Here is a 23,954-nt window from a genome sequence, read left to right as displayed (position 1 = left end):
GACCACCACCCGGATTTATCGCATCGCTGTGAGAACAGTACCGCGTGTCGAACGAGCCGACAGACGCAGACCGGGGCGGCGAGAACGTCGCGGGCGAGACTCCCGAGACGGACGCCGGGACGGTCACAGACGAGACGACCGAACACGACGACACCCAGCTCGAACGCACCATCGGACTGACGGGCGGGCTCGCCATCGGCGTCGGGACGATGATCGGAGCCGGCATCTTCGTGTTCCCCGGACTGGCCGCCGAGAACGCCGGACTGGCGGCGACGCTGTCGTTCGCCATCGGCGGCGTGGTCGCACTGCTCGTGGCGCTCCCGACCTCGGAGCTCGCGACCGCGATGCCGCGCAGCGGCGGCGGGTACTACTTCGTCTCCCGCGGGATGGGGACGGCGTACGGCGCTATCGTCGGGCTCGGGCTCTGGCTCGGACTGATGTTCGCGTCGGCGTTCTACCTCGTGGGGCTCGGGCACTACGCCAGCGCCGTCCTCACCGAACTCGGCGTCTCGCTCGGGTTCAGTCCCGTCATCGCCACCGGGCTGGTGTTCGGCGTCGTGCTCACCGCCGTGAGCATCGGCGGCACCGAGAACACGTCGGCGGTGCAGAACGTCGTCGTCGGCGTGCTGCTGGTGGTGCTAACGGTGTTCCTCTCGTACGGCGTGCTCGACGCCGTCGGCGTGTTCGGTCGGCAGACCGCGCCGGAGACGTTCTTCTCGCAGGGCTACTTCCCGGTGCTGTCGACCGCGGCGCTCGTGTTCACCTCCTACCTGGGGTTCGCGCAGGTCGCGACCGTCGCCGGCGAAATCAAAGACCCCAGCCGGAACCTCCCGCTGGCGATGGTCGGGTCGGTGGTCGTCGTCACCGTGTTCTACGTCGTCACCATCTTCGTCGCGACGAGCGCGTTCGGTGCCGACCGCCTCGGGCAGTTCGGTGAGACGGCGATGGTGGAAGTCGCCCGCGACCTGCTCGGGACGCCGGGCGCAATCGCAATCCTCGCTGCCGGACTGCTGGCGACGTTCTCCTCGGCGAACGCCTCGATTCTGAGCGCGTCCCGGTCGGTGTACGCGCTGAGCCGGGACGCCCTGCTGCCGCGGAAGGCCAGCGAAGTGAACCTCCGGTACGGGACGCCGCACATCGCCTTGCTCGCGGCCGGCGGCCCCATCGTCGTACTCGTCGCGACCGGGCAGGTCGAACTCCTCGCGGAGGTGGCGTCGTTCCTCCACCTCGTGATGTACGGCCTGATGTGCGTGACGCTGGTCGTGCTCCGCCGTCGCGACCCCGAGTGGTACGACCCGAGCTTCGAAGTGCCCGGCTATCCGGTGGTGCCGGTGCTGGGCGCGCTCGCGAGCTTCGCGCTCGTGGCGTTCATGCAGCCGGCGTCCATCGGCGTCGGCGTCGTCGTGATGGCGGCGTCGTACGGCTGGTACCGCTACTACGCGGGCAGCGTCGACCTCCAGGGAGCAATCTGACCATGACAGACATACCCTCGATACTCGTTCCGGTGCGCGTGCTCGAAGGCGAATCGATTCCCGACGGCGTCCCCGAACTGCTCGCGGACGCGAACGTCGTCCTGCTGGGCTACCACGTCATTCCCGACCAGACGGCGGCCGGGCAGGCCCGCCTCCAGTTCGAGGACCGGGCGAACCGCCGCCTCGCCGAGTTCCGGGAACTGTTCGAAGGGGCGGGCGCGACCGTCGAGACCCGGCTCGTGTTCACCCACGACGGCCAGCAGACCATTGACCGGACCATCTACGAGCAGGACTGCCTGGCGGTGCTCGCGCCGAACTCGACCGGTGACATCGAGGACGTGCTCGTGGCTGTCCGGGGGACCGTCGGTGCCGATAGGCTGACGCGGGTGGTCGCGGGCGTCTTCGGCGACCGGGACGTGACGGTCACGCTGTACCACCTCGTCGGCCAGGGGGAGACCGAGGAGGACGGCGAGACGCTCCTGGACGGTCTCGTGGAGCGGCTGGTCGGGCTCGGCGTCGACGAGGACCGGCTGGAGACGCGGGTCGAACACGACGGCAACGCGCCGGACGCCATCGTGGGCGCTGCCGACGACTACGACGCCGTCGTCATGGGGGAGACCGACCCCTCGCTGGCGACGTACGTCTTCGGACTGCCGGCCGACCAGGTCGCCGACCGGTTCCTCGGGCCGGTACTCGTCGTCCAGCGCGAGCGGCCCGCCGACGAGGACGACGGCGCGTAATCCGCCCGCCGCCGTCCCGAGTGCCGGCACGGGCAGACAGAAGACCCTCGCGTCCGTAGCGCCGAACATGTACACGGGGAAGACAGAGCAGCCGTGCTGTCTCTGCGACGACCCAGACACCGCGGCCCGCGTCGACCTGCCGCCGGCCGCCATCCCCGAGATGGCGAACAGCGACCCCATCGCGTGGCAGGACGTCGAGGGCGAGGTGTCGATTCACTTCTGTGCGAGCGACTGGGAGCTGGTGCGGGACCTCGTGCTCGACCTCGGGCAGAACCCCCTCGGGAAGTGCAACGTCGCCCGGGCGTCGTTCGACCTCCGGGAGGACTTCGAGGCGCTGCTGAACGACATCAGGGACGAGCCCGACCACTCGGGCGTGGAGGCCGACCTGCTCGAACGGAGCGAGCGGGCGCTGTCCGGCGACGGCGACGCGTCCGACAGCGAGCGCGTGCAGGCGCTGCTCGTCCAGTGGGTGCTCGACGAGCGCGCCGAGACCGGGACGCCGGCCGCCGACGGCGAGTAGCTCAGAGCGCTTCGCCGACGTTCACGAGCAACACGGGCACGGGCGACTCGCGGACGACGCTCTCGGCGACGCTGCCGAGCAGGTCACGGGACTCGCCGCTGCGGCCGGCCGTCGCCATCACGGCCACGTCGACGCCGTGGTCCGCGACGTAGTCGAGAATCTCGTTCGCGGGGACGCCGCGGGTCACGGTCGTCTCGACCGACGTGACGCCCGCCGACCGGGCGCGCTCGGCGACCTCGTCGACCGCGTCCTCGCCGGCGTCCTGCACGCGCCCGAGCGGGTCGTCGCCCGGTGTCTCGTTCGAGCGCGTGGACTCGACGACGTAGAGCGTGTGGAGGGTGGCGTCGTACTGTCCGGCGATATCGATGGCGTGCGTGACCGCTTCGTCGGTCCCGTCAGAGCCGTCGGTCGGAACCAGGACGCTGTCGTACATGCCATCCGCTTGGCGGAGGACCGCTATCAGCCTGCGGTTACCAGTCGTAATCTCGTTGCGGGTGTGGAACGCGCGGCCTACTCGGGGACGTATCGGCGAGAACGCGGTCGCGCGGCGGGGAGCGTCGCGTCGAAGGGCGGAGCGGCCGCGGAGGGGGCCGCGTCACCGCTCGGGTTCCGGGTGGGTGGGTCGGGTCGGGCACGCTCCGTGCCCAGTAACGTGTTGGTAATACATAACTAAGTGTCTGGTGGTGTCGCTACCGACTCACACACCATCGCCACCCCGGTCGTCGTCGCGCTCGCGGCCGTGTATCGTCTCGTGGAACGCCACCACGAGCGCCGGCACCACCACCATGAAGATGTGTTCCTCCACCGGGATGCCCAGCAGGTCCACGCCGGTCCGTAACTCGATACTGAACACGCCGATAGTGAGCGTGTACCAGTCCCAGACGTACGCCACGGGGTAGAGCGCGGCTACGGTGACGGCCGCGCGCCGCAGCGCCGCCGCGCGGGACAGCAACACGACTGCCAGCGTCCCGAACGCCACCTCGGAGGCCAGGTACGTGTACGGGCCGAACACCGCGCCGATGTCGGGGAGCACGACCGCACCTACGATCCCCGACGAGTAAACTCCACCCCCGGTCGTCCAGTAGACTGAGACACGCAACAAGGTTCAAGACGATGGTGGGCGTCTCTCCGAGTGAAGGCCCATGGATATCTCTGACATTGCGACGAACGACTACATCGAGGTCGAAGCCGAAGAGCGACTGGGCAAAGTGCGGTCTATCTTCGAGAGCGAGAACCCGAAAGGCATCATCGTGACCGAGGCCGGCCAGTACGCCGGCGTCGTCACGGAGCGCCAGCTCATTCAGTCCCACATCGGCGACGACACGAAGGTCGCCGCCATGGTCACGGACGCGCCCAAGGTCGAGCGGACCGAGGACGTCCGCGACACCGCCCGGATGCTGGTCGAGGGCGGCACAAAAATCGCGCCCGTCTTCGAGGCCGACAAGCTCTGGGGCGTCGTCACCGAGGACGCGATTCTCGCCGCCGTCCTGGAGAACCTCGACGCCCTCGACGTCGGCGACATCTACACGGAGCACGTCGTCACCGTCGAGGAGGACGAGACGATGGGGCGCGTCATCAACCTCCTCCGCGAGCACGGCATCTCGCGGCTCCCCGTCGTCGACGACGACGGCTTCCTCTCCGGTATCGTGACGCGGTACGACATCGTGGACTTCGTCGTCCGCGACACTGAGAAGACCACTCGCGGCGACCGCCGCGGCGAAGTCGAGCGCCTGCTCGACCTCCCGGTCTACGACGAGATGACCAGCCCCGTCGAGACCGCCAGCCTCGGCGACTCCGTGCGCGACGCCGTTGAGGGCATGCTGGAGAACGACTACTCCGGCGTCATCGTCACGCCCGAGGACGACGACCGCGTGGTCGGCGGCATCCTCACCAAGACGGACGTCCTGCGCGCGCTCTCCTACACCGAGGAGGAGCACCTCGACGTCCAGATCACGAACATCGACCTGCTGGACGCGCTCTCCCGACAGGAAGTCCGGGAGCGCATCGAGGACGTCGCCGCCAAGTACGGCGACATGCGCGTCCACCACGCTCACGTCCGCCTCTCCAAGCACAAGGAGAAGCTCCGCGGCACCCCCCTGATTCAGTCCCAGATTCGGCTGCGGACGAACAAGGGCCAGATTGCGGGAACGGGCGAGGGCTACGGCGCGGACAACTCCTTCCACGTCGCCCTCGACAAGCTCGAACGCAACGTCCTCGAGCTGAAGGGCATCGAACACGACGAGGAGTACGAGGGCCAGCTCCTCCGGAAGCTGAACGAGCTCTAATCGGTTAGAGGTCGGCGGGCGCGGTACGTCCGCAGTCCGCCGCGTCACGCTATCTTCTTCGCTGCCCGTTCGCTGACGCCGGCACGCTGCGTTCTCGCTGTTCGCGACAGACCGAGAAAGAAGACCAGCCGTCCGCAGGAGGCGTCGGTGCGGGCTGCCAGTTACCGGACGATGGTCACCGGCATCGGCGAGCGCCGCACGACGTTCTCGGCGACGCTGCCGAGCAGGATGCGGGAGACGCCCGAGCGGCCGTGGCTCCCCATCACGATGTGGTCGACGCCCTCGTCCTCGGCGTAGTTCACGATGGTGCGGCTCGGCCGCCCGACCTCGGTCGCCGTCTGCAGTTCGACGTCGTACTCGTCGGCCACCTCCTGGGCGTCCGCGAACAGTTCGTCGGCCGCGGCCTTCGACTGCTCGAACCACTCCTCGGAGTAGCCCGGCACCGTCGCCTGCGACGTGTACCCGGCCTCGATGGGGTCGATGACGTTCAGGGCGGTGATTTCGGCCGTTTCGAACTCTTCGAGCGCGTACTCGAGGGCGGCGTCGGACTGCGGCGAGCCGTCGATGGGAAGTAGTACGTGTGTCATACCTAGCAGTTCGACGCCCCCCGAGATAAAGGGGGTGGCTGGTTCCCGTCAGTCGCGACCGTGCCGCGTCACGCACGTCGCCAGCCCCTGAATCTCCACGGGCTCGGAGTTGTCCGGCGAGTAGACGACCATCTGGCCCTTCTCCATGTAGGGGACCTTCGACTGGAGCGACGACGGGATGTTCACGGCCTGAATCGCGTCCTCGTCACCGAGGTTCAGGACGACGGTGGTGTTCACCTGTTTGAACACGGGGTCGGCGATGTCCTGCGGGTCCTGCGTGATGAGGAACAGGCCCAGTCGCTCCTTGCGGCCCTGCTTGGCGGCCTCGGTGAACTTCCCGACGACTTTGCGGGCCTGCACGCTGTCCGCGTCAGAGAGGAAGTTGTGCGCCTCGTCCATCCCCACGAGCAGCGGCGTCTCCTTGATCGTCTCGTAGCGCGGGTCGTTCGAGAGCTTCTGGTCGACGAGCAGGCTCGACACCGCGAGTACGACGGTCTCGGCGGCTCGCGAGTCGCTGACGTGGTAGGTCGGCACCACCGAGAGCCGACCCGGGCGCACGAACTGGCGGTCCTCGACGAGGTCCGTAATCGAGCGCGCGTCCTGGTCGAACAGCCCGTTCGGCATGCCGTTCACCCGGCGCAGGACGGCCTCGTAGGTCGCCTCGTGGACGCGCCCGGACTCGTCGAGTTCCTCCTTCAGCGCGGGGTCGTCGAGGAACGAGCAGAACTCGCGGTAGGTCCCGGACTCGCCGTACTGGTCGAAGAACCGCCCGAGCAGCAGGTGGAGCGCGCCGTACTGATTGTCGTTGAGGCCGCTGGACGCGACCAGCCAGGGGTTGTCCCGCACCATCGAGAACGGCACCGTGAACTCGACCTGTTCGGCGGCGTGGTGGTCGGCGGCGTACGATGCCGACCCGACCTTCGGGACGAACGCGACGGTGTCGTCGTGGCCGCCGTGCGCGAGCCCCTGAGTCTCCCACTGGCGCTCGTCGCTGGCGTCGGCGTCGGGGTTGTCGTCGTGCATCTGGGCGTACTCGTCCTGCGGGTCGAACTGCACGACCGCCATCCGCCGCTCGGGGCCGCCGGAGGAGACGGGGTACCGGCGGTCCTCGTGGAGGTACTGCCGGAGGACGTTCTTCGCGCCGTGGGTCTTCCCGGAGCCCGTGCCGCCCGCGATGAGGGTGTGCCGGAAGACCAGCGGGTCGCCGGCCTCGTAGTCGTCTTTCACGCGGTAGTCGATGGTCGGCGGCTCGGCGGCCGTCCGCACCTTCTCGCCGCCGACGGAGAGGTGCCCGAGGAACACGCCGTCCTCCGGAATCTTGAGCCCGGTCTTGATTTCGGTGGCGTCGTCGGCCGCCCGAACCACGGTCTCGGGCTTCGGCACGCGGTCGGCCATTCGGCGCTTGAGGTCGTCGCCCTCGTCGTAGAGGACGGCGACCGGCTCCAGGTCCGCGAGGAACTTGTAGTCCTGTTCGTCGACGCCGTCGGTGCGCATCGCGCGCCGGGCGTGAATCTCGGTCGCGTCGTCGCTCTCGAAGGCCTGCACGTACTCCAGGCCGGTAATCTTGCAGAACAGCTTCTCGCCGCCCGGATAGGGCGCGACAAGGTACGTGCCCAGGCGGACGGCCGACCGATTGCCCGCCGTGACGTACGCCTTCAGTTCGGTCTCGCGGCCGTCCTCGTGGATGCGGAGACCCTCGGAGACGGCGAGCGCGCCGAGGCCGTCGTCGCTGCCGACGTCGTCCAGTTCCGGCCGGTCGTAATCGTCCTCGCTCGCGTTCCCGTCGTCCGCGTCGTCGGTAGTGTCGCGGCCGTGGTCCGCGAAGTCCCCCAGGTCGCTCATGGACGAGCGGTGACCGCCCAGCGCCTAACTCCTTTCCCCTGAGGTACACCAGTTCAGCCGGCCGGCATCCGCCGCGGCCGCCGCTGGGTCGTTCGCTCGGACCTCGTGGCAGCGGTCACGTAGCCCCCGTTCCGCGGTCTTTTCCGTGTCGGCTCCCTACTCCGGGTATGTTGCTGGTACGCGGGTCTGCGGGCGGAACGGCCCTGACGGGCACCCTCTACGAGCGCGGCGAGTCCGCGCCGTCGTTCAAGGGGGCACCCGACGAGGCCGCGCCCTACGTCTGGGTGTGCGACGAGTTCTACGCGGTGGACAGCGGCGGCCAGGTCCAGACCGTGGACGGCGAGGACGTCAACGTCGCCTTCGAGTCGCCGATGCCCCGCGGGTTCGAGACGCGGGACGCCGCGCTGGAGGCCGCCCGCGAACACGTGCGGACGCAGTTCGCGCGCATCGGCGTCGACCGCGAGGACGTCGACGTCGAGGTCGTGCGCGAACACGAGGCGGACGCGGACTTCTGAGGGCGAGTCAGCCGTCGCTCGTGTAGTCGTCGAACGCTCCGACAGCGGTGCGAGCGGCGACGGCTGCTGCAGTGCCGGCGAGCGCGAGTCCGACGACGAGCCCGCCGACGTGGACGGCTGCCGGCGAGACGCCGAGCAGGTCGGCGAGCGCGTCGGCGACCGTCGGCGACTGGACGCCGGTGGCGAGGCCGGCCGTGACCAGGAAGACGATGGTGTAGATGCCGAACGACCACAGCGAGGGGACGACGGCCTCGCGGCTGCGCGTGATGTTCGTGGCCTCGTACTTCGGGAACGCGGTGCCGACGCCGGCGGCGACGGTCGCCGCGAGCGCGGGGAGGACCGCGCCGGCGACGACGAGGCAGCCGACGGCGACCGCCGAGAGCGGGCCGAGGACGCCGAGCGCGGCGGCGAGTACGAGTGTGACCGGCGTGCCGACGAGCGTGCTCGCGGCGACGAGTCCGCCGACGAACTGGCGGCCGGAGACCCCGGACGTGACGCTGATGGGGAGGACGGCACCCTCGTCGCCGAGCGGGTTGAGCGTGAACAGCGCGCCGGTCGCCCAAGCGGCGTACAGCGTCACGGTCGCGGGCAGCGAGGCGGTGACGCGGCCGGCCTCGATGCTCCCCTGAAGGGGTGCGAACAGCACGAAGACGGGGTAGACGACGTAGACGAGTTTGAGCGGCGCGCGGCGCGCGCGCAGCCAGGTCTTCCGGGCGACCCACGCGGTCCGGCGGCCGAGCAGGTCGTCCAGGCGGCCGCTAGAGGCGGAATCGGTGGCTCTGACTTCGGCGTGGGCGCTGTCGTCGTACCAGCGGCGTTCGGAGGCGCGAACGCTGGCGAGGACGGCGAGGACGCCGACAACCACCGAGCCGGCGAGAACGCCGACGGCCCGGGCGGCGCTCGCGTCGGCACCCGGGACGGGAAGCAACGCGAGGTCCGTGTACCACGCGACCGGCGACGCCTGCACGGCCTCGACGGCGGGCCGGGCGACCTCGTAGAGGTTGTTCGTGAACAGCAACGCGAGGTAGGCGAGGAAGGCCGCCGCGCCGAGCGCGGTCTTGTAGCGGTCGACGAACTCGGACTGCCCGAGGAGGTAGGCGATAGCAGCGCCGACGGGGAAGCCGACGAGGTACGTTGTGGCGGTGAGCGCGAGGACGGCGACGGCGACAGAGAGGAACGCGAGCGGCGCGTCCGCGCCGACAGCGAATCCCGCGCCGGCGACCACGAGCGGGGCGGCGAAGATGCCGGTGACGCGGAGGTAGCCGGCGGCGAGCAGCCCGCCGACGACGTCTCGGGCGGGCACCGTCGTGAGGTAGCCGTCGCGGACGTCGATGTCGCCGAGCTGGAGCGCGGTGAGGTAGGCGGTCATCGTGAGCGTGAACACGCCGACTGCGGCCGGAATCAGGCCGACGAGCTCGCCGGCCGCACCGGGGTCGTCGACGTACTCCTGGCCGGCGAGGTGGGCGAGCCAGGTGCCGGCCGCGGTGAACACGACCATCAGCAGGGCGAGGAGGCCGTACGCGAGCACCTGGGCGATGCTCTTGTCACGGACCTTCCGCCAGCCGACGCGGAGTTGGGTGTACGCGATGCTGGTGGCGTGTCCGGTGTCGGGGAGCCCCGGCATCTACGCCTCCTCGCCGATGCCGCCGGTCACCTCGAGGAAGACGTCCTCGAGGGTGCGTTCGTCGCCGGTCTCGGCGCGCTGCTTGAGCGCGTCCGGGGAGCCCTCGGTGACGAGCGAGCCGTCGTAGAGCACGCCGACGGTGTCGGCGAGTTCGTCGACGACGGGGAGGATGTGCGTGGAGAGGAAGACCGTGGCGTCGCCGTCGGCGAGGTCGGCGATGGTGTCCCGGACGGTGCGGGCGGCTCGCGGGTCGAGGCCGGACGTGGGTTCGTCGAGGAAGAGGACGTCCGGGTCGTGGAGCATCGCCTGGATGATGCCGGTCTTCTGTTTCATGCCCTTCGAGTACGCGGAGATGCGGCGGTCGGCGTCGTCGGCGAGCGAGAACCGCGCCAGGAGGTCGTCGATGCGCTCCTCGGCACGGGCCTTGGGGAGGTCACGGAGCCCGGCGACGTACCGGAGCTGTTCGCGCGCCGTGAGTTCGGCGTGCAGCGGTGGTTCCTCGGGGAGGTAGCCGATGTTCGAGACGACGGCGTCGCGGTCAGTGATGTCCGCGCCGGCGACGGTGCCGGTGCCGCCGCTGGGCTTCGTGAGCGTCGTGAGCATCCGCATCGTCGTCGTCTTCCCGGCTCCGTTCGGCCCGAGGAAGCCGTACACCGAGCGTTCGGGGATTGCGAGGTTCAGGCGTTCGACGGCCGTCGTGTCCCCGTACCGCTTCGCGAGGTTCTGGGTTTCGATGGCGCGGTCGGTCATTGGTGACTCGTCTCTGCTCGGGTGGCTTAAAACCGGGCGGGTGTTCTCGCGGCCGACACCGGCTCTGGTGCCGTCACGGACCGCTGCTGGCTACCAGCGGTGGTCGTCGTAGTTGCGGTCCTCGCGGCTCTCGAAGGACTGTTCGAGTTTGCGGACGAGTTCCTGTTTCTCGTCGCTGCCGATGCGCGCGAGCTCGTCGGCCTTCCCGACGGGCTCGGGCGGCCCGGCCTCGGCGGCGACCTGACTGGTGACGTAGCGCTCGACGGCCGCTCGGCACTCGGGGTCGTCGGCGAACACGCGCGGGAGTTCGACCTTGTGGACGAGGTCCGTCCGGGGGTCGTAGACGACGAAGAACGCGACCTCGTAGCAGGCGGCGTCGAGGTCGCGGTCCACGCCGAGTTCCTCCGCGTCCGCGAACACGCCGTCCGCGCCGAGCGTCGACGTGAACCAGCACGTCCACGTGAGTTCGTCGGTGAGCCGCCGATAGTTCTCACCGTCGAACTCGCGTCGTTCGAGCACTTGCCCGAAGAACGCGGCGTCGGTCGCCCACGGCGTGGGGCGGCCGCGGTCGCGGAGCGCGCGCACGAGGGCCTGACTGGCGGGGCTCTTCACGAAGCCGGCGAGCGGGACCCCCCGGTCCGCGAAGTCCTCGACGAGCCGGACGTAGTTCTCCAGCACTTCGCCGACGAGTTCGTTCTGCGTGACGAGGTCGGCGAGGCTGGCGTGGCGGTCCGCCCACTTCACGAGCTGTTTCGGGTAGACCGGGCCGTCGAGGAGGAGGAGGTCGTCGACGCGGTGGGCGTGTTCGAGCGCGTGGTGGCTCTCCGCGAGATAGAGCGCGAGCCCGTGGACGACGCGCTCCTGGTCGCGGGCGAGGGGCGCGGTCTGGACGATGCGACCGCGCCAGTAGCCCTCGTCCGCTTTCTGCCAGTCGGTGCCCATGTCGACGGTGGCGTCGTTGGAGTGGACGCTCGTGATGGTGGTGCGAGCGCGGTGGCAGTCCAACTCCGAGGGCGTCGCGCTCATCGCGGCCTGCGCGAGGTCGAGGACGAGGCCGTTCGTGAACGTCCGGGGGTTGATGGTGCCGGAATCGAGGCCGTGGGCGGTGTCGAAGGGCTCGGGCTGGAGCGCGAGTTCCTCGATTGGGGCGGCGCGTTTCGCGAGGTCGTCGAGGGGTTCGAGGACCGGACCGTCGTCGCCGTACAGCGGGTCGAGGAAGTCGCGCCACGTCTCGTCGGCGAGGTCGCGGTGCTCCTCGGCGTCCACCTCGTGGCGGATGCGCGCCGCGAGGTCCGCGATGCCGTCGAAGTGGACGGGGTCGAGGGTCATGCCGGGGAGTGGACGGGCGAGCCACAAGTAGCTCCCGACCGGCGTTTACTCGCGACCGAAGCAACTTTTGTCAGAATTGTTAACTGCTCGGGCGTGGTAGCTCGCCGTGGATGCAGCAACACCGCGCGAACTCGGTGAACTGGCGGCGCACCGACGACGGCGTCGAACTCTACGACGAGACCAACCCCGACGCCTGGATTCACGTCGACGTCGACCCGGGCGCGCCCGCCGACGAACGCCCGTACAGCGTCTGCCCCGACTGCGGCACCGTGGCCGCCCAGCGAACGCCGCCCACGGACCACATGGTCTGTGGCGAGTGCGGTGCCGAATTCGACAACGACGACTAGGGAGAGCGGGCTGATTCTCTGACGATTCTCTTGACAACACGCCTTCGAAAGCCCCGGGCGGCTCGCAGTCGTTCGCCGGCATATCCCTCGTTACACTCGGGATAGTGGCCGGCGAAGCGACCACGTAAACGCGAGCCGCCCGCCCCTTTCAGTCCGCCCAGCTACCGGCCGGTAAGCCAGCAGAACCACGCTGGATTCCACAACCGGTAGCGAGCAGGGAATCGAGCGGGGAGTACGAGACGCCGCCTGCTACGTCGAACCCTGCTCCAGAGAGACGACACCTACATACTCCCGGCTGCCGCAGTCCCGGGCATGCAGGCCGCGCTCGTGATTCTGGACGGCTGGGGGCTCGGCGACCACGACAGGAGAGACGCCGTGAAAGCCGCCGACACTCCGAACTTCGACGAGTACGCCGACCGAGGCGCGTTCGGGACGCTGACCACGTCCGGCCGGGATGTGGGGCTGCCCGACGGACAGATGGGCAACAGCGAGGTCGGCCACCTCACTATCGGCGCGGGCCGCGTCGTGAAGCAGGCGTACACGCGCATCGAGGACGCCATCGCGGCCGGCGAACTCTGCGGGAACGACGCCATCGCGGGCGCGCTCGACCACGTCGCCGAGACCGGCGGGACGCTGCACGTCCTCGGCCTCGTCTCTGACGGCGGCGTCCACTCCGACCAGACACACATCCACGCGCTCGTGGAGTGCGCCGCCGACCGGGGCGTCGAGGCGGCCGTCCACGCGTTCACGGACGGCCGGGACACGTCTCCGACCGGCGGCGAGGACTACCTCGCCAGCCTCGAAGCCGTCGCCGACGAGCACGGGACCAGCGACGTGGCGACCGCCTCGGGGCGGTACTACGCGATGGACCGCGACCAGAACTGGGCGCGTACGAAAGCCGCGTACAATGCGATCGTTGACCGGGACGCCGACCACCGCGCCGCCTCGGCGGTCGACGCTGTCACCGACTCGTACGAGCGCGGCGACACCGACGAGTTCGTCGAACCCACGCTCGTCGAGGGCGGCGCGGCGCTCTCGGACGGCGACGCCGTCGTGTTCGCGAACTTCCGCGCCGACCGCGCCCGACAGCTCACGCGGCTGCTCGCCGACATCGAGCCCGGAGACTGGGAAGCCGAGGGCGTCGAGACGAGTCCGCCGGACGCCCACGTCGTGACGATGACCGAGTACGACGAGACGTTCGACCTCCCGGTGGCGTTCCCGGCCGAGGAGCCAGCGGACACGCTCGGCTCGGTGCTCTCCGACGCCGGGCGCACCCAGTTCCGAGTCGCCGAGTCCGAGAAGTACGCCCACGTGACGTACTTCCTGAACGGCGGCCGCGAGGTCGAGTTCGAGGGCGAGCGCCGGAGCATCGTCGAGAGCCCGGACGTGCCGACCTACGACCAGCAGCCCGAGATGAGCGCGCCCGCGGTCACCGACGCCGTGCTGGACGCGCTCGCGACCGACGACCCGGACGTGCTCGTCCTGAACTACGCGAACCCAGACATGGTCGGGCACACCGGCGACTTCGACGCCGCCGTCGAAGCGGTCGAGGCCGTCGACCGGGAACTCGGGCGGCTGGTACCCGCGCTCACCGAGGCGGGCGACGAGCAGAGCGAGTCGCCGAATGGGCGAGCGGGGAGTGGAGCGACCCGCGAGCAGGGCGCGCACGTCTTCCTGACTGCCGACCACGGGAACGCCGACGACATGGGGACGGCCGACGAGCCCCACACCGCTCACACGTTCAACCCCGTGCCGTTCGTCTCGCTGGACCCGTCGACGACCGGTGCGGACCTGTCGGGCGGGCACTCCATCCGCGACGGCGGCGCGCTCCGGGACGTCGCCCCGACGCTGCTGGACGTGCTCGGCCTCGACCGGCCAGCGGCGATGACGGGGTCGTCGCTGCTGGAGTGACGCGTCAGTGCGCCGGCGTGTAGGCGTCCGAGACGACGTTCAGCACGACGACGCCGGCGACGATGAGCGCGAGTCCGACGAGCCCGGCCACGTCGACGGTCTCCTCGAACACGACCACGCCGACGAGCGCCGTGGCGACGATGCCGACGGCCGCCCACGTCCCGTACACCACCCCGACCGGAAGCTCCTCCAAGACGAGACCGAGGAAGTAGAACGAACTCGCGTAGCCCGCGAGGACGACGACGCTCGGCAGGGGTTTCGAGAATCCCGCCGAGAGCTTCAGCGCGGTGGTCCCGGTCACTTCCGCAGCGATGGCCACGGCGAGGTACACGTATGGTTGCACGAGTGCCGTGTCGCTCGGCCGGGGAAAGTGGGTTTCCGAACGCGGTGCCACTTGCGGCGCGTTTCCGGCAGCTACTTGCGGTCCGGCCGCCGGCAGACCGGTATGTCGCGGCTAGCCGAACTCGGGCTCTCGGCGTACGAGGAGCAGTGCTACCGCGCCCTGCTGGCGCGCGGACCGTCGACGGCGCGCGGCGTCTCGGACGCCAGCGGCGTGCCGATGGGGCGCGTGTACGACGTGCTGAACGGCCTCGCCGCGCGCGACCTCGTCGAGACGCGTCGCGGAGAGCCGACGCGGTACCGCGCCGTCGACCCGGAGACGGCGGCCGACCGGCTGCTGGCGGAACGGGAGCGCGAACTCGCCGAACAGACCGCCCGCTACGAGCGACTCGCCGACGAACTCGGCGACGAACTCGCGGCCGTCCCGCCGACCGAGAGCCGCTTCTGGACCGCGCCGCTCGGGGGCGAGACGGCCGTCTCGCTCACTCGGCAAGTGTTCGAAGATGCCAGCGACGAGGTCCGGTCGGCGATGAGCCACCCCTACGTCGACGCGCCCTGGGAGCGCTACGACGCGGAGATGGCGGCGTTCGACGAGGCGCTGCCGGCCGAGCAGTCGGTGCGCGTGCTCGTGGCCGCCCCCGTCCTCGACACGGTCCCGGAGGCGGTCCGCGACGCGTACCTCGACCGCGACGACGTGTCGCTGCGCGTCACCGCGGACCTGTCGGTGACCTTCGACCTCGTGGACGACGACCGCGTCTACCTCCACGTGCCACACCCCCTCGACGACGGCGAGCGGCTCGGCGCTGTGGAGCTCCGCGACGACGCCCTGCTCACACGACTCCAGAACCGCTTCGAGGGGGCGTGGGAGCGCGCCGAGACGCTGTCCGCCTACGCTGGCTCGGTCCGGAAGGAGTAGTCCAGGCTCGGCGCGGAGTGGGTCAGCGACCCCATCGAGATGACGTCCACGCCGGTCGCCGCGTACGCGGGAACGTCCTCGACGGTGATGCCGCCGCTGGCCTCCGCGAGCGCCGCGCCGTCGAGCAGGTCGACGGCCCGCTCGGTCTCGGCGGGCGTCATGTTGTCCAGCAGGACGATGTCCGCGCCGGCCTCGGCGGCCCGGGGCGCGTCCTCGGGAGCCTCGACCTCGACTTCGAGGTTCGTCGCGAAGCTCTTGGCTTCTCGGAAGCGCTCGATTGCGCCCTCGAGCCCCATCTCAGCGACGTGGTTGTCTTTCACCATCACCATGTGCGAGAGGTCGAGGCGGTGGGTATCGCCGCCGCCCGCGACCACCGCGCGCTTCTCGACGCCCCGGAGGCCCGGCGTGGTCTTCCGGGTGCCCGCAATCACCACGTCGTCGCTCACGTCGCGCGCGGCGTCGACGGCGCGCCGGGTCTTCGTCGCGATTCCGGAGGCGTGCCCGGCGACGTTCACGGCGACCCGCTCGGCCCGCAGCACGCTCTGTGCGTCGCCGGCGACCCGGAGGACGGCGTCACCGGCGTCGATTCGGTCGCCGTCGTTCGCGAGCGCGGCGGCCTCGCAGCCGAGGTACGCGAACACCCGGACTGCGGCGTCGAGGCCGGCCACGACGCCCGGCTGCTTGGCGACGAGCCGGCCGGTCGTCTCGCCTGGCACGTCGTTGGTCACGTCGTGGTGGCCGAGGTCCTCGCGCAGCCACCGCTCGACGTCGGCGTCAGTGACCGGCATCCGGAGTCCCCTCGGGTGCGGCGTCGTCGGTGCGGTGGTGGCAGCCGGCGCTCTCCGGGTTCTCGGCGGCGGCCCGCGAGACCAGCAGCCCGACGACCGCGGCGTTCCGCAGTTCGTAGAGGTCGCGGCTCGTCCGCGTGCGGACGTAGGAGTCGACCTCGCCCTTGAGCCGGCGGAGCACGCCCTGTGCGCGCCGGAGGTCGTCGCCGGACCGGTGGAGCCCGACGTGCTCGTCCATCACGCGGCGCAGCCGCCGGAACTTCTCGTCGGCGAAGCCGGCCGGCAGGTCGGGGTCGCGGTCCCGGAGTTCGGGCGGGTCGCCGGGGTCGGGCGTCCAGCCGTCGCCGGCCGCCGCCTCGCCGGCCCGCAGCCCCCACACGAGTCCTTCGAGCAGGCTCGTGGACGCGAGGCGGTTCGCGCCGTGGACGCCGGTGCGAGCGCACTCCCCGACCGCGTACAGGGCGTCGAGGCTCGTGCGGCCCTCGGTGTCGACAGCGACGCCGCCACAGAGGAAGTGCTCGCAGGGCGCGACCGGGATACCGGCCTCCCAGTCGACGCCGCGGTCCTCGCAGGTCTCCGCGAGCCCGGGGAACTCGCCGGCGAAGTCCAGCGGGGAGACGTCCAGTCGGACCTCGCCGGTCGCGTCGCGCTCTGCGGCGACGGCGCGCGCGACCACGTCGCGGGGCGCGAGTTCGGCGTCCTCGTGGTAGTCCGGCATGAAGCGCTCGCCGTCGGCGTTCCGCAGGACGGCACCCTCGCCCCGAACCGCCTCGGAGACGAGGAACGGGTCCTCGTCGTCGTAGGCGGTCGGGTGGAACTGGACGTACTCGGCGTCCTCGACGTCAGCACCGGCGAGCGCGGCCATCGCGAGGCCGTCGCCGGTCGACCCGCCGGGGTTCGTTGACCGCCGGTAGAGGTCGCCGATGCCGCCCGTCGCGAGCACCGTCGACCCGGCGAAGACCGGCGCGCCCGTGGCGGCGCGCTCGCCCGTCTCGGGGTCGCGGTCGAGCAGCGCGCCCGTCACGCGGCCCTCGTCGGTAATCAGGTCGAGGGCGGCGGTGTCCTCCAGCATCCGGACGTGGTCGTGGTCGTCGAGGTGCCGGAGGAACGGCCGGAGGAGGTGGCGGCCGGTGGCCGCGTCCACGTGCAGGATGCGGGGCTCGGAGTGAGCCGCCTCCTGCGCGTAGTCGAAGCCGTCGCCGTCGCCGTCGAAGGACACGTCCAGGGTGTCCACGAGCACGTCCTCGACGGCGGCCGCGGCGTCCTCGACGAGCGCGTCGACCGCGTCGGGGTCGGCTTCGCCGTCGCCCGCCGTCAGGATGTCTCGTTTCAGGGACTCGGGACTGTCCCGCGTCGTGGCGATGCCGCCCTGCGCCCAGTCCGTGCTCGCGTCGGCGGGGCGCTCGGCCTTCGTCGCGACCAGCACACGCTGGCCCTCCCGGGCGGCGGCGAGCGCGGCCGCACAGCCCGCGATGCCGGAGCCCAGCACGAGCACGTCGGCGGTGGCGTACTCCGTCATGGTCAGATGTCGAGCATGCGGTCGAGCGCGACCTGCGCCAGCTCCTTCTCGTCGGGCGCGACCTCGATGACGTTGCGCTCGCGGCCCTCGACGAGCTCCTCCAGCACCCACGCGAGGTAGTTCGGGTCGATCTGGCGCATCGCGTTGCAGTCCATGCAGGCGTCCCCGCACAGCGGCACGACGTTCACCTCGGGGTGCCAGCGCTGGAGGTGGTTCGCGAGGTGAATCTCGGTGCCGATGGCCCACGTCTCGCCGGGGTCGGCGTCCTCGACGGTCTGCGTAATCGTCGACGTGGAGCCGACCACGTCGGCCGCTTCCACGACTTCCCGCCGGCACTCGGGGTGGACGACGACGTTCGCGTCCTCGTGCTCCTCGCGGACCTGCGCGACGTGGTCGGGAGTGAAGCGCTCGTGGACCTGGCAGTAGCCGTCCCAGAGCACGATGTCGGCGTCGGCGACCTCCTCGGCGGTCTTCCCCTCGGCGTCCCACGGGTCCCACTCGACGGTCGAGTCCTCGAGGCCGAGTCGGTGGGCGGTGTTCTCGCCGAGGTGCTTGTCGGGGAGGAACAGCACCTTGTCGCCGCGCTCGAACGCCCACTCGAAGGCGCGGTGGGCGTTCGAGGACGTGCAGACCAGCCCGCCCTGCTCGGCGCAGAACGCCTTCAGGTCGGCGTAGCTGTTCATGTACGTGATCGGGATGATGGTCTCGTCGGGGGCGGCGTCGGTGATGTCCGCCCACGCGGCGTCGACCTGGAGGGCTTCAGCCATCCCCGCCATCGGGCACGACGCCTCCATCGACGGCAGGATGACGGACTGACTGTCGTCCGTGATGATGTCCGCGCTCTCGGCCATGAACGTCACGCCGCCGAAGATGACGTAGTCGGCGTCCGCGTTCGCGGCCTCCTTCGAGAGCTGGTAGGAGTCGCCGATGAAGTCGGCGTGCTCGACGATTTCGCGGCGCTGGTAGTTGTGGCCGAGGACGACGACGTCGTCGCCGAGTTCGGCGCGCGCCGCCTCGATGCGTTCCGTTCGCTCGTCTTCGGTCAGTTCTCGGTACTCCTCGGGAAGCGCTTCGAGGTCGTCGTACTTGAAGAGACTCAGGTCTGTATCGAACGACGACGTGTCCATCTCTGCCACGTTCAGGTCACCAACGTACACTACACTTCGGAAGCCTAGTATGAAAAGATTATTTCTTCAATCTCGGCTGTCGGAGACAGCAGGCGCTACTCGGGAGGAACGAGAGAGCGAGAACGAGTAGTTCGCTACTCGTCGCGTTCGCGCGAGACCTGCTCGTGGGCCTCCTCGCGAGTCATCCGGGTGGTGTCGTCGGCCTCGCGGCGCACCAGCAGGTACAGGAGGAGTGCGCCGCCGACACCCACGACGAGGAACAGCCCGAACGCGACGCCTGCTGCTGCCATATGCGGGGGTTCTCCGCCCCGGAAGTTAGGTCTGTGGGCTACCGCGCGTCGTACACGACGTCGCCGTCGACGACGGTCATCGCCACGCCGACCTCGTCGACGATTGCGTCCACGTGCTCCCACGGCGAGGCGTCCAGCACCGTGAAGTCCGCCAGCGCCCCCTCGCGAACCGTCCCCTGCTCGTCCTCGCGGAATCCGGCGTACGCCCCGCCGCTCGTGTACGCCCGCAGCGCGTCCGTGACCGACACCGACTGGCCGTCGGCGGGCGCGTTCACGGCGTGGTGGACGCCGAGCAGCGGGTCGAGCGGCATGCAGTCGCTGCCGAACGCCACTGCCACGCCCGCGTCGAGCATGTCGCCGAAGCGGTTACTCGCCTCCCGGCGCTCGGTCCCGAGCCGGTCCTCGTAGAGGCCGTCGCTGCCCGCCCACTTCAGGAAGTTCGGCTGCGGGGACGCCACGACGCCGAGGGCTGCCATGCGCTCGATGGCGTCGTCGCTCGCGAGTTCGGCGTGCTCGACGCGGTGCCGGCGCTCGCCCGCGTCGTCGGCCGCGTCCTCGTAGGCGTCGAGGACGGCGTCGACGGCGGCGTCGCCGATGGCGTGCGCGGTGACTTGCAGGCCCGCGTCGTCGGCGCGCTCCACGATATCCGCCAGTTCCTCCGGGTCGACGACCCACGTCCCGGTCTCGTCGGGCGCGTCGGCGTACGGCTCGTGGAGCTTCGCCGTGTGCCCGCCGAGGCTGCCGTCCGTGTACGTCTTGATTGCACCGACCTCGACCATGTCGCTGCCGTGGTTCGTCGCCAGCCCCGTCTCCAGGACGGCGTCGAGGTGGTCCGCCCAGTAGTTCACTCGCACCCGCACGGAGAGGTCGCCCGCCGCGTCGAGTTCGCGGTACGCTCGGGGCGCGTGCGAGCGCCGCACCATGTCGTGGACGGCCGTTACACCCTTCTCGTTGGCCTCGCGCTGCGCGGCCGTCACGAGGGACTTCGTCTCCTCGGGGTCGGGCTCCGTCGCGTCGTAGACGACTTCGACCGCGTCCTCCACGATGCGGCCGTCCCCGACCACGTCGCCCTCGGGCATCCCGTCGCCGTACTCGGCGAGCGCGACGCCGTTCACCGTCGCCGTGTGCATGTCCTCCCGAATCGCGGCGACCGGCTGCGTCTCGCTGACGGCGTCGAGGTCGGCCTGCGAGAGGTCCGCGTCGCCACCCCACTGGCTCTCGTCGTACCCGAAGCCCAGCACCCACTCGTCGCCGGCGGTCTCGCTCGCGCGCTCGGCGAGGCGCTCCGTGACTTCTTCCGGGCCGCTCGCCCCCCGAAGGTCCGCGTGGACGCCGTGCTGGCCGACGGTCTCCATGTGCGTGTGGGCGTCCACGAACCCCGGAATCACCACGCGACCCCCGAGGTCGATTGTCTCGGTCCCGGTCCCCGCCAGGAACTCGGCGTCGTAGTCGTTCGCCAGCCCGACGACCCGGCCGTCCCGCACCGCCACCGCGTCGTACACCTCGTCCTCGTCGCCGAGCGTGTGGACCTCGCCACCGTAGAGAATCAGGTCGGCAGCCGCTGTCATACGTCTACGCCGGAGGGCTGCGCGCAAAGAACTTCGGGAACCGGCCAGTCGTAGCCACCGCCGGGCGGGAGGGTCACCCCGATGTCGTAGTACTCGCGGTCAGGCGATGAGAACACCGGTCGCCACGCGTCCCCGTCCTGCCGCTCGATGTTGTACTTGTGGAGCGTCCCCACCAGTGTCTCCTCGTCGGTGTGGTTCCGGAGCGAGAACGTGATGTCGTCTCCGATTGCGACCGTGTCCGTCGAAGCAGTCAGTTCCAGCCCGGCGGCCTCCGCCGGGAACGGCCCGCCACTCGGCCGACGAATTGGGTCCAGGCCCCCGCAGTCCGGGTCGTCGTCTGGCGGCCGCTCGGGCAGTACCGCTACATCACCGTTCGAGTCGGACGACACCGAGTCTGTAGTGGTCTCTGGCGGTGTCGTCCCGCCACTTCCAGAGCGGCCGCGGGTCAGACAGCCGGCTGTGAGGGAGAGGGCACCAGCCACGGAGAGTGTCCGAAGCGCTGCTCGTCGCTTCACACGCAGTGGTTTGCATCATTTCTACAATAAGTTTTGTCCCGCACTCAGCTCGGACGGAAGGGAGGGCCGGAGTGTCAGCGGTGCGCGCGAACCCGGGCGGGTCGCAGTCCTCGACTGCTTACTGGCTCGCGATTCGCTGGGAGACGGCTTCGCGCCAGTCGTCGGCGCTGTCGCGGAGCGTCTCGTAGCCGTACTGGATGGGGGTTTCGGGGACGTGGACGTACTGCTGGAGTTCCTCGGGGAGGCTGGCGTCGGAGACGGTAGGGATGCCGACGTTCTTCTCGGCGACGTTGGCCTGAGTGTCGGCTTCCAGCATGAACGACGCGAAGTCGTCAACGAGGCCGCCGCGCTCGGTGTCCGCGAACTTCGCGGTGCCGGAGACGTACGCGTACCCCTGGTCGTTCGGGAACGCAATCTGGTGGCGGGCCATGTCGGTGTCCTCGGCCTGACTGGCGTACACCTGGTCGGTGCTGTAGGACATCACCATCGGGGCCTCCTTCCCGGAGTACGCGCTGTAGGCGGCGTTCCAGGAGCCGGTGGTGCGGAGGCCGTTGTCGACGAGGCGGTCCCAGTAGTCGAGGTAGCCGTCCTCCCCGAACTCGTGGACGGTCCACAGCAGGAAGCTCAGCCCCGTGACGGTGTCCTGCGGGTTCGGGAGCAGCAGGCCGTCGCTGTAGGCCTCGGTCGTGAGGGCCTCCAGCGTCTCCGGTTCGTCGACCTCGTTCTCGTCGTAGACGATGCAGACGTACGAGGCCCCGGTCGGCAGCACGCGGCGCTGCGGGTCGAACCAGTACGGCTCCACCACGTCGTCGGTGTTGTCGACGCTCCCGGTGTCGAAACCCGCGAACAGCGACTCGTCGAGTTCACGGTCGGCGCGCACGAGCCCCGTCGGCGTCACGCCGACGTAGCCGTCCGCGCCCAGCTCGACGCCCTGCTGCTTGCGGCGGATGAAGTCGTTCAGTTCGTTGTCCCGGACGACCCAGTCGAAGTCGACCTTGCGCTCGGACTCGAAGGCCTCCTCGACCCAGCCGCCGGCGCTCGTCGACACCGCGCCGACGTACGACTCGGTGGTGCCGATTCGGAGTTTCGGGGGTTCGCCGCTCTCGCTCGCGGTCGTGCCGCCGGTGGTCGTGGTCGTCCCGTCGCTGGTCTCGGTTGCGTTCGTCGTCGTGTCGTCTCCACTGGTGTCGCTCGTCTCGATGCAGCCCGCGAGCCCGAGTGCGGCCGCGGAGCCGACGGTCGCGACGAACTTGCGTCGGGACGTCATCGGTCGCTCGACGCCTCCCGACCGAGGTGTGCCTCGACGCGGTCGACCTTCTCCTCGACAGCGAGGTCGTCCTCGCGGTAGTGGTCGATCTTGAGCTTCGTCGACACCCGGGGCGCGTCGACGGACTCGTGGGCGGCCTTGACCGCCGCGAGGAGTTCGTCCATGTCGTCGGCCTCGATGGTGGTCTCCATCGGGTGCGTCTCGTAGCGCACGTCGAAGTCCTCCAGGGCGTCGATGGCGCTGGCTATCTCGGCGTCGAAGTCGGCCGCTGGGCTGTCCAGTGGCGCGACGGACAGCATCGCAGTGAGTGTCACGGTCGCCCTAGCCGATTAGCCAGTGATATAACTCACTGTTCGGGCCGACGCCGACGAGTGGTCGCGACCGCTCACCCGCCCGGAAGGGCAACCTTCAGGGCGGCGGGCCGCCGACTCCCGGGCATGACCGACGCCAGCGACCTCGCGGACCGAGTGCAGGCCGGCGACCTCCGGCTGTACGAACTGGAGGACCACGCCGACGCCGACACCGCCGCGGCCGCGCGCCGCGAACTCCTCGAACGCGAGACCGGCGCGGAGACGGAGGCTCTCGGGTCGTTCTCTTTCGACGCCGACGGGGTCGACTCGAACATCGAGAACCTCGCGGGCGGCACCCAACTCCCGCTGGGCGTCGCCGGCCCGCTCGCCGTGAACGGTGACGCCGCCGACGACGAGTTCCACCTCCCGATGGCGACCACGGAGGGCGCGCTCGTCGCGTCCGTGAACCGCGGCTGCTCGGCCATCACGGCCGCGGGCGGCGCGAACGCTCGCGTCACGAAGACCGGGATGACCCGGGCTCCGGTCTTCCGCGTCGCGGACGTGACAGAGGGTGCGGAGGTCGCCGAGTGGGCGAAGGACAACCACGACGCGCTGAAGGCGGCCGCCGAGGAGACGACGAGCCACGGCGAACTCACCGATGTCACACCGTACGTCGTCGGCGACAGCGTCTACCTGCGGTTCCGCTACGAGACGAAGGACGCGATGGGGATGAACATGGCCACCATCGCGACCGAGGCCGCGACCGAGGTCGTCGAGGCGGAGACGCCGGCCGAACTCGTCGCCGTCTCCGGGAACCTCTGCACGGACAAGAAGCCCGCCGCCATCAACGCCATCGAGGGCCGCGGGCGAACGGTCACCGCCGACGTGACCATCCCCCGTGATATCGTCGAGGAGCGCTTCGACACGACGCCGGAGGCCATCGAGGAAGCGAACACGCGGAAGAACCTCGTCGGGTCGGCGAAGGCCGGGAGCCTCGGCTTCAACGCGCACGCCGCGAACGTCGTCGCCGCCGTCTTCCTCGCGACGGGACAGGACGCCGCGCAGGTCGTCGAGGGCTCGAACGCCATCACGACAGCCGAAGCCCGCGAGGACGGGCTCTACGCGTCGGTGAACCTGGCGAGTCTCGAAGTCGGCACCGTGGGCGGCGGGACGAAGCTTCCGACTCAGCGCGAGGCGCTGGACGTGCTCGGTGTGCGCGGCGGCGGCGACCCCGCCGGCTCGAACGCCGACGCCCTCGCCGAAATCATCGCCGCGGGCGCGCTCGCCGGCGAAATCAATCTGCTCGCCGCGCTCGCGTCCCGGAACCTCTCCTCGGCGCACGCCGAACTCGGTCGCTGACGCGGGCCGCTGACGGGACAAAATTTTATCACGAGTGACAGTGAACCGCGGGTC

The 23,954-nt window shown here is 70.1% G+C and carries 25 protein-coding genes; 9 read left to right on the top strand and 16 right to left on the bottom strand.

From position 1 onward, the window contains the following. Positions 1-44: 44 nt before the first annotated feature. The 3 genes from BMW35_RS12985 (at position 45) to BMW35_RS12975 (ending at position 2,732) form a co-directional block, all read left to right on the top strand. On the top strand, positions 45-1,472 hold the full coding sequence (locus tag BMW35_RS12985) for an APC family permease (RefSeq protein ID WP_089669965.1): 1,428 nt from the start codon (positions 45-47) through the stop codon (positions 1,470-1,472). Between the two features lie 2 nt (positions 1,473-1,474). Further along, complete coding sequence (locus tag BMW35_RS12980; protein ID WP_089669964.1) at positions 1,475-2,212, top strand: universal stress protein; 738 nt, start codon at positions 1,475-1,477, stop codon at positions 2,210-2,212. A gap of 67 nt (positions 2,213-2,279) precedes the next feature. Beyond that, a complete protein-coding gene (locus BMW35_RS12975; RefSeq protein WP_089669963.1) occupies positions 2,280-2,732 on the top strand; it encodes a DUF7960 family protein in 453 nt (150 codons plus the stop codon). 1 nt (position 2,733) lies between these two features. Here BMW35_RS12975 and BMW35_RS12970 read toward each other — a convergent pair whose 3' ends face one another. Further along, positions 2,734-3,165, bottom strand: a complete 432-nt coding sequence (locus BMW35_RS12970) for a universal stress protein (RefSeq protein ID WP_089669962.1) — start codon at positions 3,163-3,165, stop codon at positions 2,734-2,736. A 264-nt stretch (positions 3,166-3,429) separates the two neighbouring features. Continuing rightward, a complete protein-coding gene (locus BMW35_RS12965; RefSeq protein WP_089669961.1) occupies positions 3,430-3,765 on the bottom strand; it encodes a lycopene cyclase domain-containing protein in 336 nt (111 codons plus the stop codon). A 109-nt stretch (positions 3,766-3,874) separates the two neighbouring features. On the opposite strand from BMW35_RS12965, the gene BMW35_RS12960 reads away from it, so the two are divergent. Further along, a complete protein-coding gene (locus tag BMW35_RS12960) occupies positions 3,875-5,017 on the top strand; it encodes a CBS domain-containing protein (RefSeq protein ID WP_089669960.1) in 1,143 nt (380 codons plus the stop codon). A gap of 161 nt (positions 5,018-5,178) precedes the next feature. Here the strand turns inward: BMW35_RS12960 and BMW35_RS12955 are convergent, their stop codons facing one another. Then, complete coding sequence (locus BMW35_RS12955; protein WP_089669959.1) at positions 5,179-5,604, bottom strand: universal stress protein; 426 nt, start codon at positions 5,602-5,604, stop codon at positions 5,179-5,181. Positions 5,605-5,652: 48 nt separating this feature from the next. After that, the gene (locus BMW35_RS12950; protein ID WP_089669958.1) at positions 5,653-7,446 is read right to left on the bottom strand and encodes an ATP-binding protein; all 1,794 of its coding nucleotides are present in this window, start codon (positions 7,444-7,446) and stop codon (positions 5,653-5,655) included. A gap of 167 nt (positions 7,447-7,613) precedes the next feature. Here BMW35_RS12950 and BMW35_RS12945 point away from each other — a divergent pair, with 167 nt between their 5' ends. Continuing rightward, a complete protein-coding gene (locus tag BMW35_RS12945) occupies positions 7,614-7,961 on the top strand; it encodes a DUF7113 family protein (protein ID WP_089669957.1) in 348 nt (115 codons plus the stop codon). Positions 7,962-7,968: 7 nt separating this feature from the next. On the opposite strand, the gene BMW35_RS12940 is transcribed toward BMW35_RS12945, so the two are convergent. The 3 genes from BMW35_RS12940 to BMW35_RS12930 all read right to left on the bottom strand — a co-directional run bounded on the left by BMW35_RS12940 (position 7,969) and on the right by BMW35_RS12930 (position 11,664). Next, positions 7,969-9,585, bottom strand: coding sequence for a hypothetical protein (locus BMW35_RS12940; protein ID WP_089669956.1), 1,617 nt, complete (start codon positions 9,583-9,585; stop codon positions 7,969-7,971). After that, a complete protein-coding gene (locus tag BMW35_RS12935) occupies positions 9,586-10,335 on the bottom strand; it encodes an ABC transporter ATP-binding protein (protein ID WP_089669955.1) in 750 nt (249 codons plus the stop codon). 90 nt (positions 10,336-10,425) lie between these two features. Further along, positions 10,426-11,664, bottom strand: a complete 1,239-nt coding sequence (locus BMW35_RS12930) for a DNA double-strand break repair nuclease NurA (RefSeq protein WP_089669954.1) — start codon at positions 11,662-11,664, stop codon at positions 10,426-10,428. A 110-nt stretch (positions 11,665-11,774) separates the two neighbouring features. Between BMW35_RS12930 and BMW35_RS12925 the strand changes: the two genes are divergently transcribed. After that, positions 11,775-12,011 carry a hypothetical protein gene (locus tag BMW35_RS12925; RefSeq protein WP_089669953.1) on the top strand — a complete coding sequence of 79 codons (237 nt, stop codon included), beginning with the start codon at positions 11,775-11,777 and terminating at the stop codon, positions 12,009-12,011. A 312-nt stretch (positions 12,012-12,323) separates the two neighbouring features. Then, positions 12,324-13,922 (top strand): 2,3-bisphosphoglycerate-independent phosphoglycerate mutase, encoded by a 1,599-nt coding sequence (gpmI, locus tag BMW35_RS12920; RefSeq protein WP_089669952.1) that lies wholly within the window; start codon positions 12,324-12,326, stop codon positions 13,920-13,922. A 4-nt stretch (positions 13,923-13,926) separates the two neighbouring features. On the opposite strand, the gene BMW35_RS12915 is transcribed toward gpmI, so the two are convergent. Next, complete coding sequence (locus tag BMW35_RS12915) at positions 13,927-14,265, bottom strand: DMT family transporter (protein WP_089669951.1); 339 nt, start codon at positions 14,263-14,265, stop codon at positions 13,927-13,929. A 102-nt stretch (positions 14,266-14,367) separates the two neighbouring features. Between BMW35_RS12915 and BMW35_RS12910 the strand changes: the two genes are divergently transcribed. After that, entirely contained in the window at positions 14,368-15,177 is an 810-nt protein-coding gene (locus BMW35_RS12910; protein WP_089669950.1) for a TrmB family transcriptional regulator, read from the top strand. Here BMW35_RS12910 and nadC read toward each other — a convergent pair. The 8 genes from nadC to BMW35_RS12875 form a co-directional block, all read right to left on the bottom strand. Beyond that, positions 15,150-15,965: a carboxylating nicotinate-nucleotide diphosphorylase gene (gene nadC, locus BMW35_RS12905; protein ID WP_089669949.1), complete on the bottom strand. Its 816-nt coding sequence runs from the start codon at positions 15,963-15,965 to the stop codon at positions 15,150-15,152. The genes BMW35_RS12910 and nadC overlap by 28 nt on opposite strands. Continuing rightward, entirely contained in the window at positions 15,952-17,484 is a 1,533-nt protein-coding gene (locus BMW35_RS12900) for an L-aspartate oxidase (protein WP_089669948.1), read from the bottom strand. Before BMW35_RS12900 ends, nadC begins: the two co-directional genes overlap by 14 nt. Positions 17,485-17,486: 2 nt before the next feature. Further along, positions 17,487-18,611, bottom strand: coding sequence for a quinolinate synthase NadA (nadA, locus tag BMW35_RS12895; protein WP_177170869.1), 1,125 nt, complete (start codon positions 18,609-18,611; stop codon positions 17,487-17,489). Positions 18,612-18,745: 134 nt separating this feature from the next. Then, positions 18,746-18,901: a DUF8143 family protein gene (locus BMW35_RS15715; protein ID WP_177170845.1), complete on the bottom strand. Its 156-nt coding sequence runs from the start codon at positions 18,899-18,901 to the stop codon at positions 18,746-18,748. Between the two features lie 38 nt (positions 18,902-18,939). Continuing rightward, positions 18,940-20,469, bottom strand: a complete 1,530-nt coding sequence (locus BMW35_RS12890; RefSeq protein ID WP_089669947.1) for an amidohydrolase — start codon at positions 20,467-20,469, stop codon at positions 18,940-18,942. Continuing rightward, complete coding sequence (locus tag BMW35_RS12885; RefSeq protein WP_143052204.1) at positions 20,466-20,984, bottom strand: hypothetical protein; 519 nt, start codon at positions 20,982-20,984, stop codon at positions 20,466-20,468. The genes BMW35_RS12890 and BMW35_RS12885 overlap by 4 nt, the downstream gene beginning before the upstream one ends. 118 nt (positions 20,985-21,102) lie before the next feature. Next, positions 21,103-22,251: a thiamine ABC transporter substrate-binding protein gene (locus BMW35_RS12880; RefSeq protein ID WP_089669945.1), complete on the bottom strand. Its 1,149-nt coding sequence runs from the start codon at positions 22,249-22,251 to the stop codon at positions 21,103-21,105. Beyond that, complete coding sequence (locus tag BMW35_RS12875) at positions 22,248-22,565, bottom strand: MTH1187 family thiamine-binding protein (RefSeq protein WP_089669944.1); 318 nt, start codon at positions 22,563-22,565, stop codon at positions 22,248-22,250. The genes BMW35_RS12880 and BMW35_RS12875 overlap by 4 nt, the downstream gene beginning before the upstream one ends. 123 nt (positions 22,566-22,688) lie before the next feature. Between BMW35_RS12875 and hmgA the strand changes: the two genes are divergently transcribed. Next, entirely contained in the window at positions 22,689-23,900 is a 1,212-nt protein-coding gene (gene hmgA, locus BMW35_RS12870; protein WP_089669943.1) for a hydroxymethylglutaryl-CoA reductase (NADPH), read from the top strand. Positions 23,901-23,954: the final 54 nt, after the last annotated feature.

It is taken from the genome of Halobacterium jilantaiense (assembly GCF_900110535.1).
GTDB lineage: Archaea > Halobacteriota > Halobacteria > Halobacteriales > Halobacteriaceae > Halobacterium > Halobacterium jilantaiense.
Note: the sequence above shows the minus strand (reverse complement) of the source record. Positions and strands in the feature narration are given on the sequence as shown.

What these genes read in the sequence shown, in the direction of transcription:
- BMW35_RS12955 (WP_089669959.1), bottom strand. Translation starts at nt 5,604, where the DNA reads ATGACACACGTACTACTTCCCATCGACGGCTCGCCGCAGTCCGACGCC.
- BMW35_RS12945 (WP_089669957.1), top strand. Translation starts at nt 7,614, where the DNA reads ATGTTGCTGGTACGCGGGTCTGCGGGCGGAACGGCCCTGACGGGCACC.
- BMW35_RS12910 (WP_089669950.1), top strand. Translation starts at nt 14,368, where the DNA reads ATGTCGCGGCTAGCCGAACTCGGGCTCTCGGCGTACGAGGAGCAGTGC.
- BMW35_RS12880 (WP_089669945.1), bottom strand. Translation starts at nt 22,251, where the DNA reads ATGACGTCCCGACGCAAGTTCGTCGCGACCGTCGGCTCCGCGGCCGCA.
- BMW35_RS12890 (WP_089669947.1), bottom strand. Translation starts at nt 20,469, where the DNA reads ATGACAGCGGCTGCCGACCTGATTCTCTACGGTGGCGAGGTCCACACG.
- gpmI (WP_089669952.1), top strand. Translation starts at nt 12,324, where the DNA reads ATGCAGGCCGCGCTCGTGATTCTGGACGGCTGGGGGCTCGGCGACCAC.
- BMW35_RS12980 (WP_089669964.1), top strand. Translation starts at nt 1,475, where the DNA reads ATGACAGACATACCCTCGATACTCGTTCCGGTGCGCGTGCTCGAAGGC.
- hmgA (WP_089669943.1), top strand. Translation starts at nt 22,689, where the DNA reads ATGACCGACGCCAGCGACCTCGCGGACCGAGTGCAGGCCGGCGACCTC.
- BMW35_RS12935 (WP_089669955.1), bottom strand. Translation starts at nt 10,335, where the DNA reads ATGACCGACCGCGCCATCGAAACCCAGAACCTCGCGAAGCGGTACGGG.
- BMW35_RS12950 (WP_089669958.1), bottom strand. Translation starts at nt 7,446, where the DNA reads ATGAGCGACCTGGGGGACTTCGCGGACCACGGCCGCGACACTACCGAC.
- BMW35_RS15715 (WP_177170845.1), bottom strand. Translation starts at nt 18,901, where the DNA reads ATGGCAGCAGCAGGCGTCGCGTTCGGGCTGTTCCTCGTCGTGGGTGTC.
- BMW35_RS12975 (WP_089669963.1), top strand. Translation starts at nt 2,280, where the DNA reads ATGTACACGGGGAAGACAGAGCAGCCGTGCTGTCTCTGCGACGACCCA.
- BMW35_RS12930 (WP_089669954.1), bottom strand. Translation starts at nt 11,664, where the DNA reads ATGACCCTCGACCCCGTCCACTTCGACGGCATCGCGGACCTCGCGGCG.
- nadA (WP_177170869.1), bottom strand. Translation starts at nt 18,611, where the DNA reads ATGGACACGTCGTCGTTCGATACAGACCTGAGTCTCTTCAAGTACGAC.
- nadC (WP_089669949.1), bottom strand. Translation starts at nt 15,965, where the DNA reads ATGCCGGTCACTGACGCCGACGTCGAGCGGTGGCTGCGCGAGGACCTC.
- BMW35_RS12970 (WP_089669962.1), bottom strand. Translation starts at nt 3,165, where the DNA reads ATGTACGACAGCGTCCTGGTTCCGACCGACGGCTCTGACGGGACCGAC.
- BMW35_RS12940 (WP_089669956.1), bottom strand. Translation starts at nt 9,585, where the DNA reads ATGCCGGGGCTCCCCGACACCGGACACGCCACCAGCATCGCGTACACC.
- BMW35_RS12925 (WP_089669953.1), top strand. Translation starts at nt 11,775, where the DNA reads ATGCAGCAACACCGCGCGAACTCGGTGAACTGGCGGCGCACCGACGAC.
- BMW35_RS12960 (WP_089669960.1), top strand. Translation starts at nt 3,875, where the DNA reads ATGGATATCTCTGACATTGCGACGAACGACTACATCGAGGTCGAAGCC.
- BMW35_RS12900 (WP_089669948.1), bottom strand. Translation starts at nt 17,484, where the DNA reads ATGACGGAGTACGCCACCGCCGACGTGCTCGTGCTGGGCTCCGGCATC.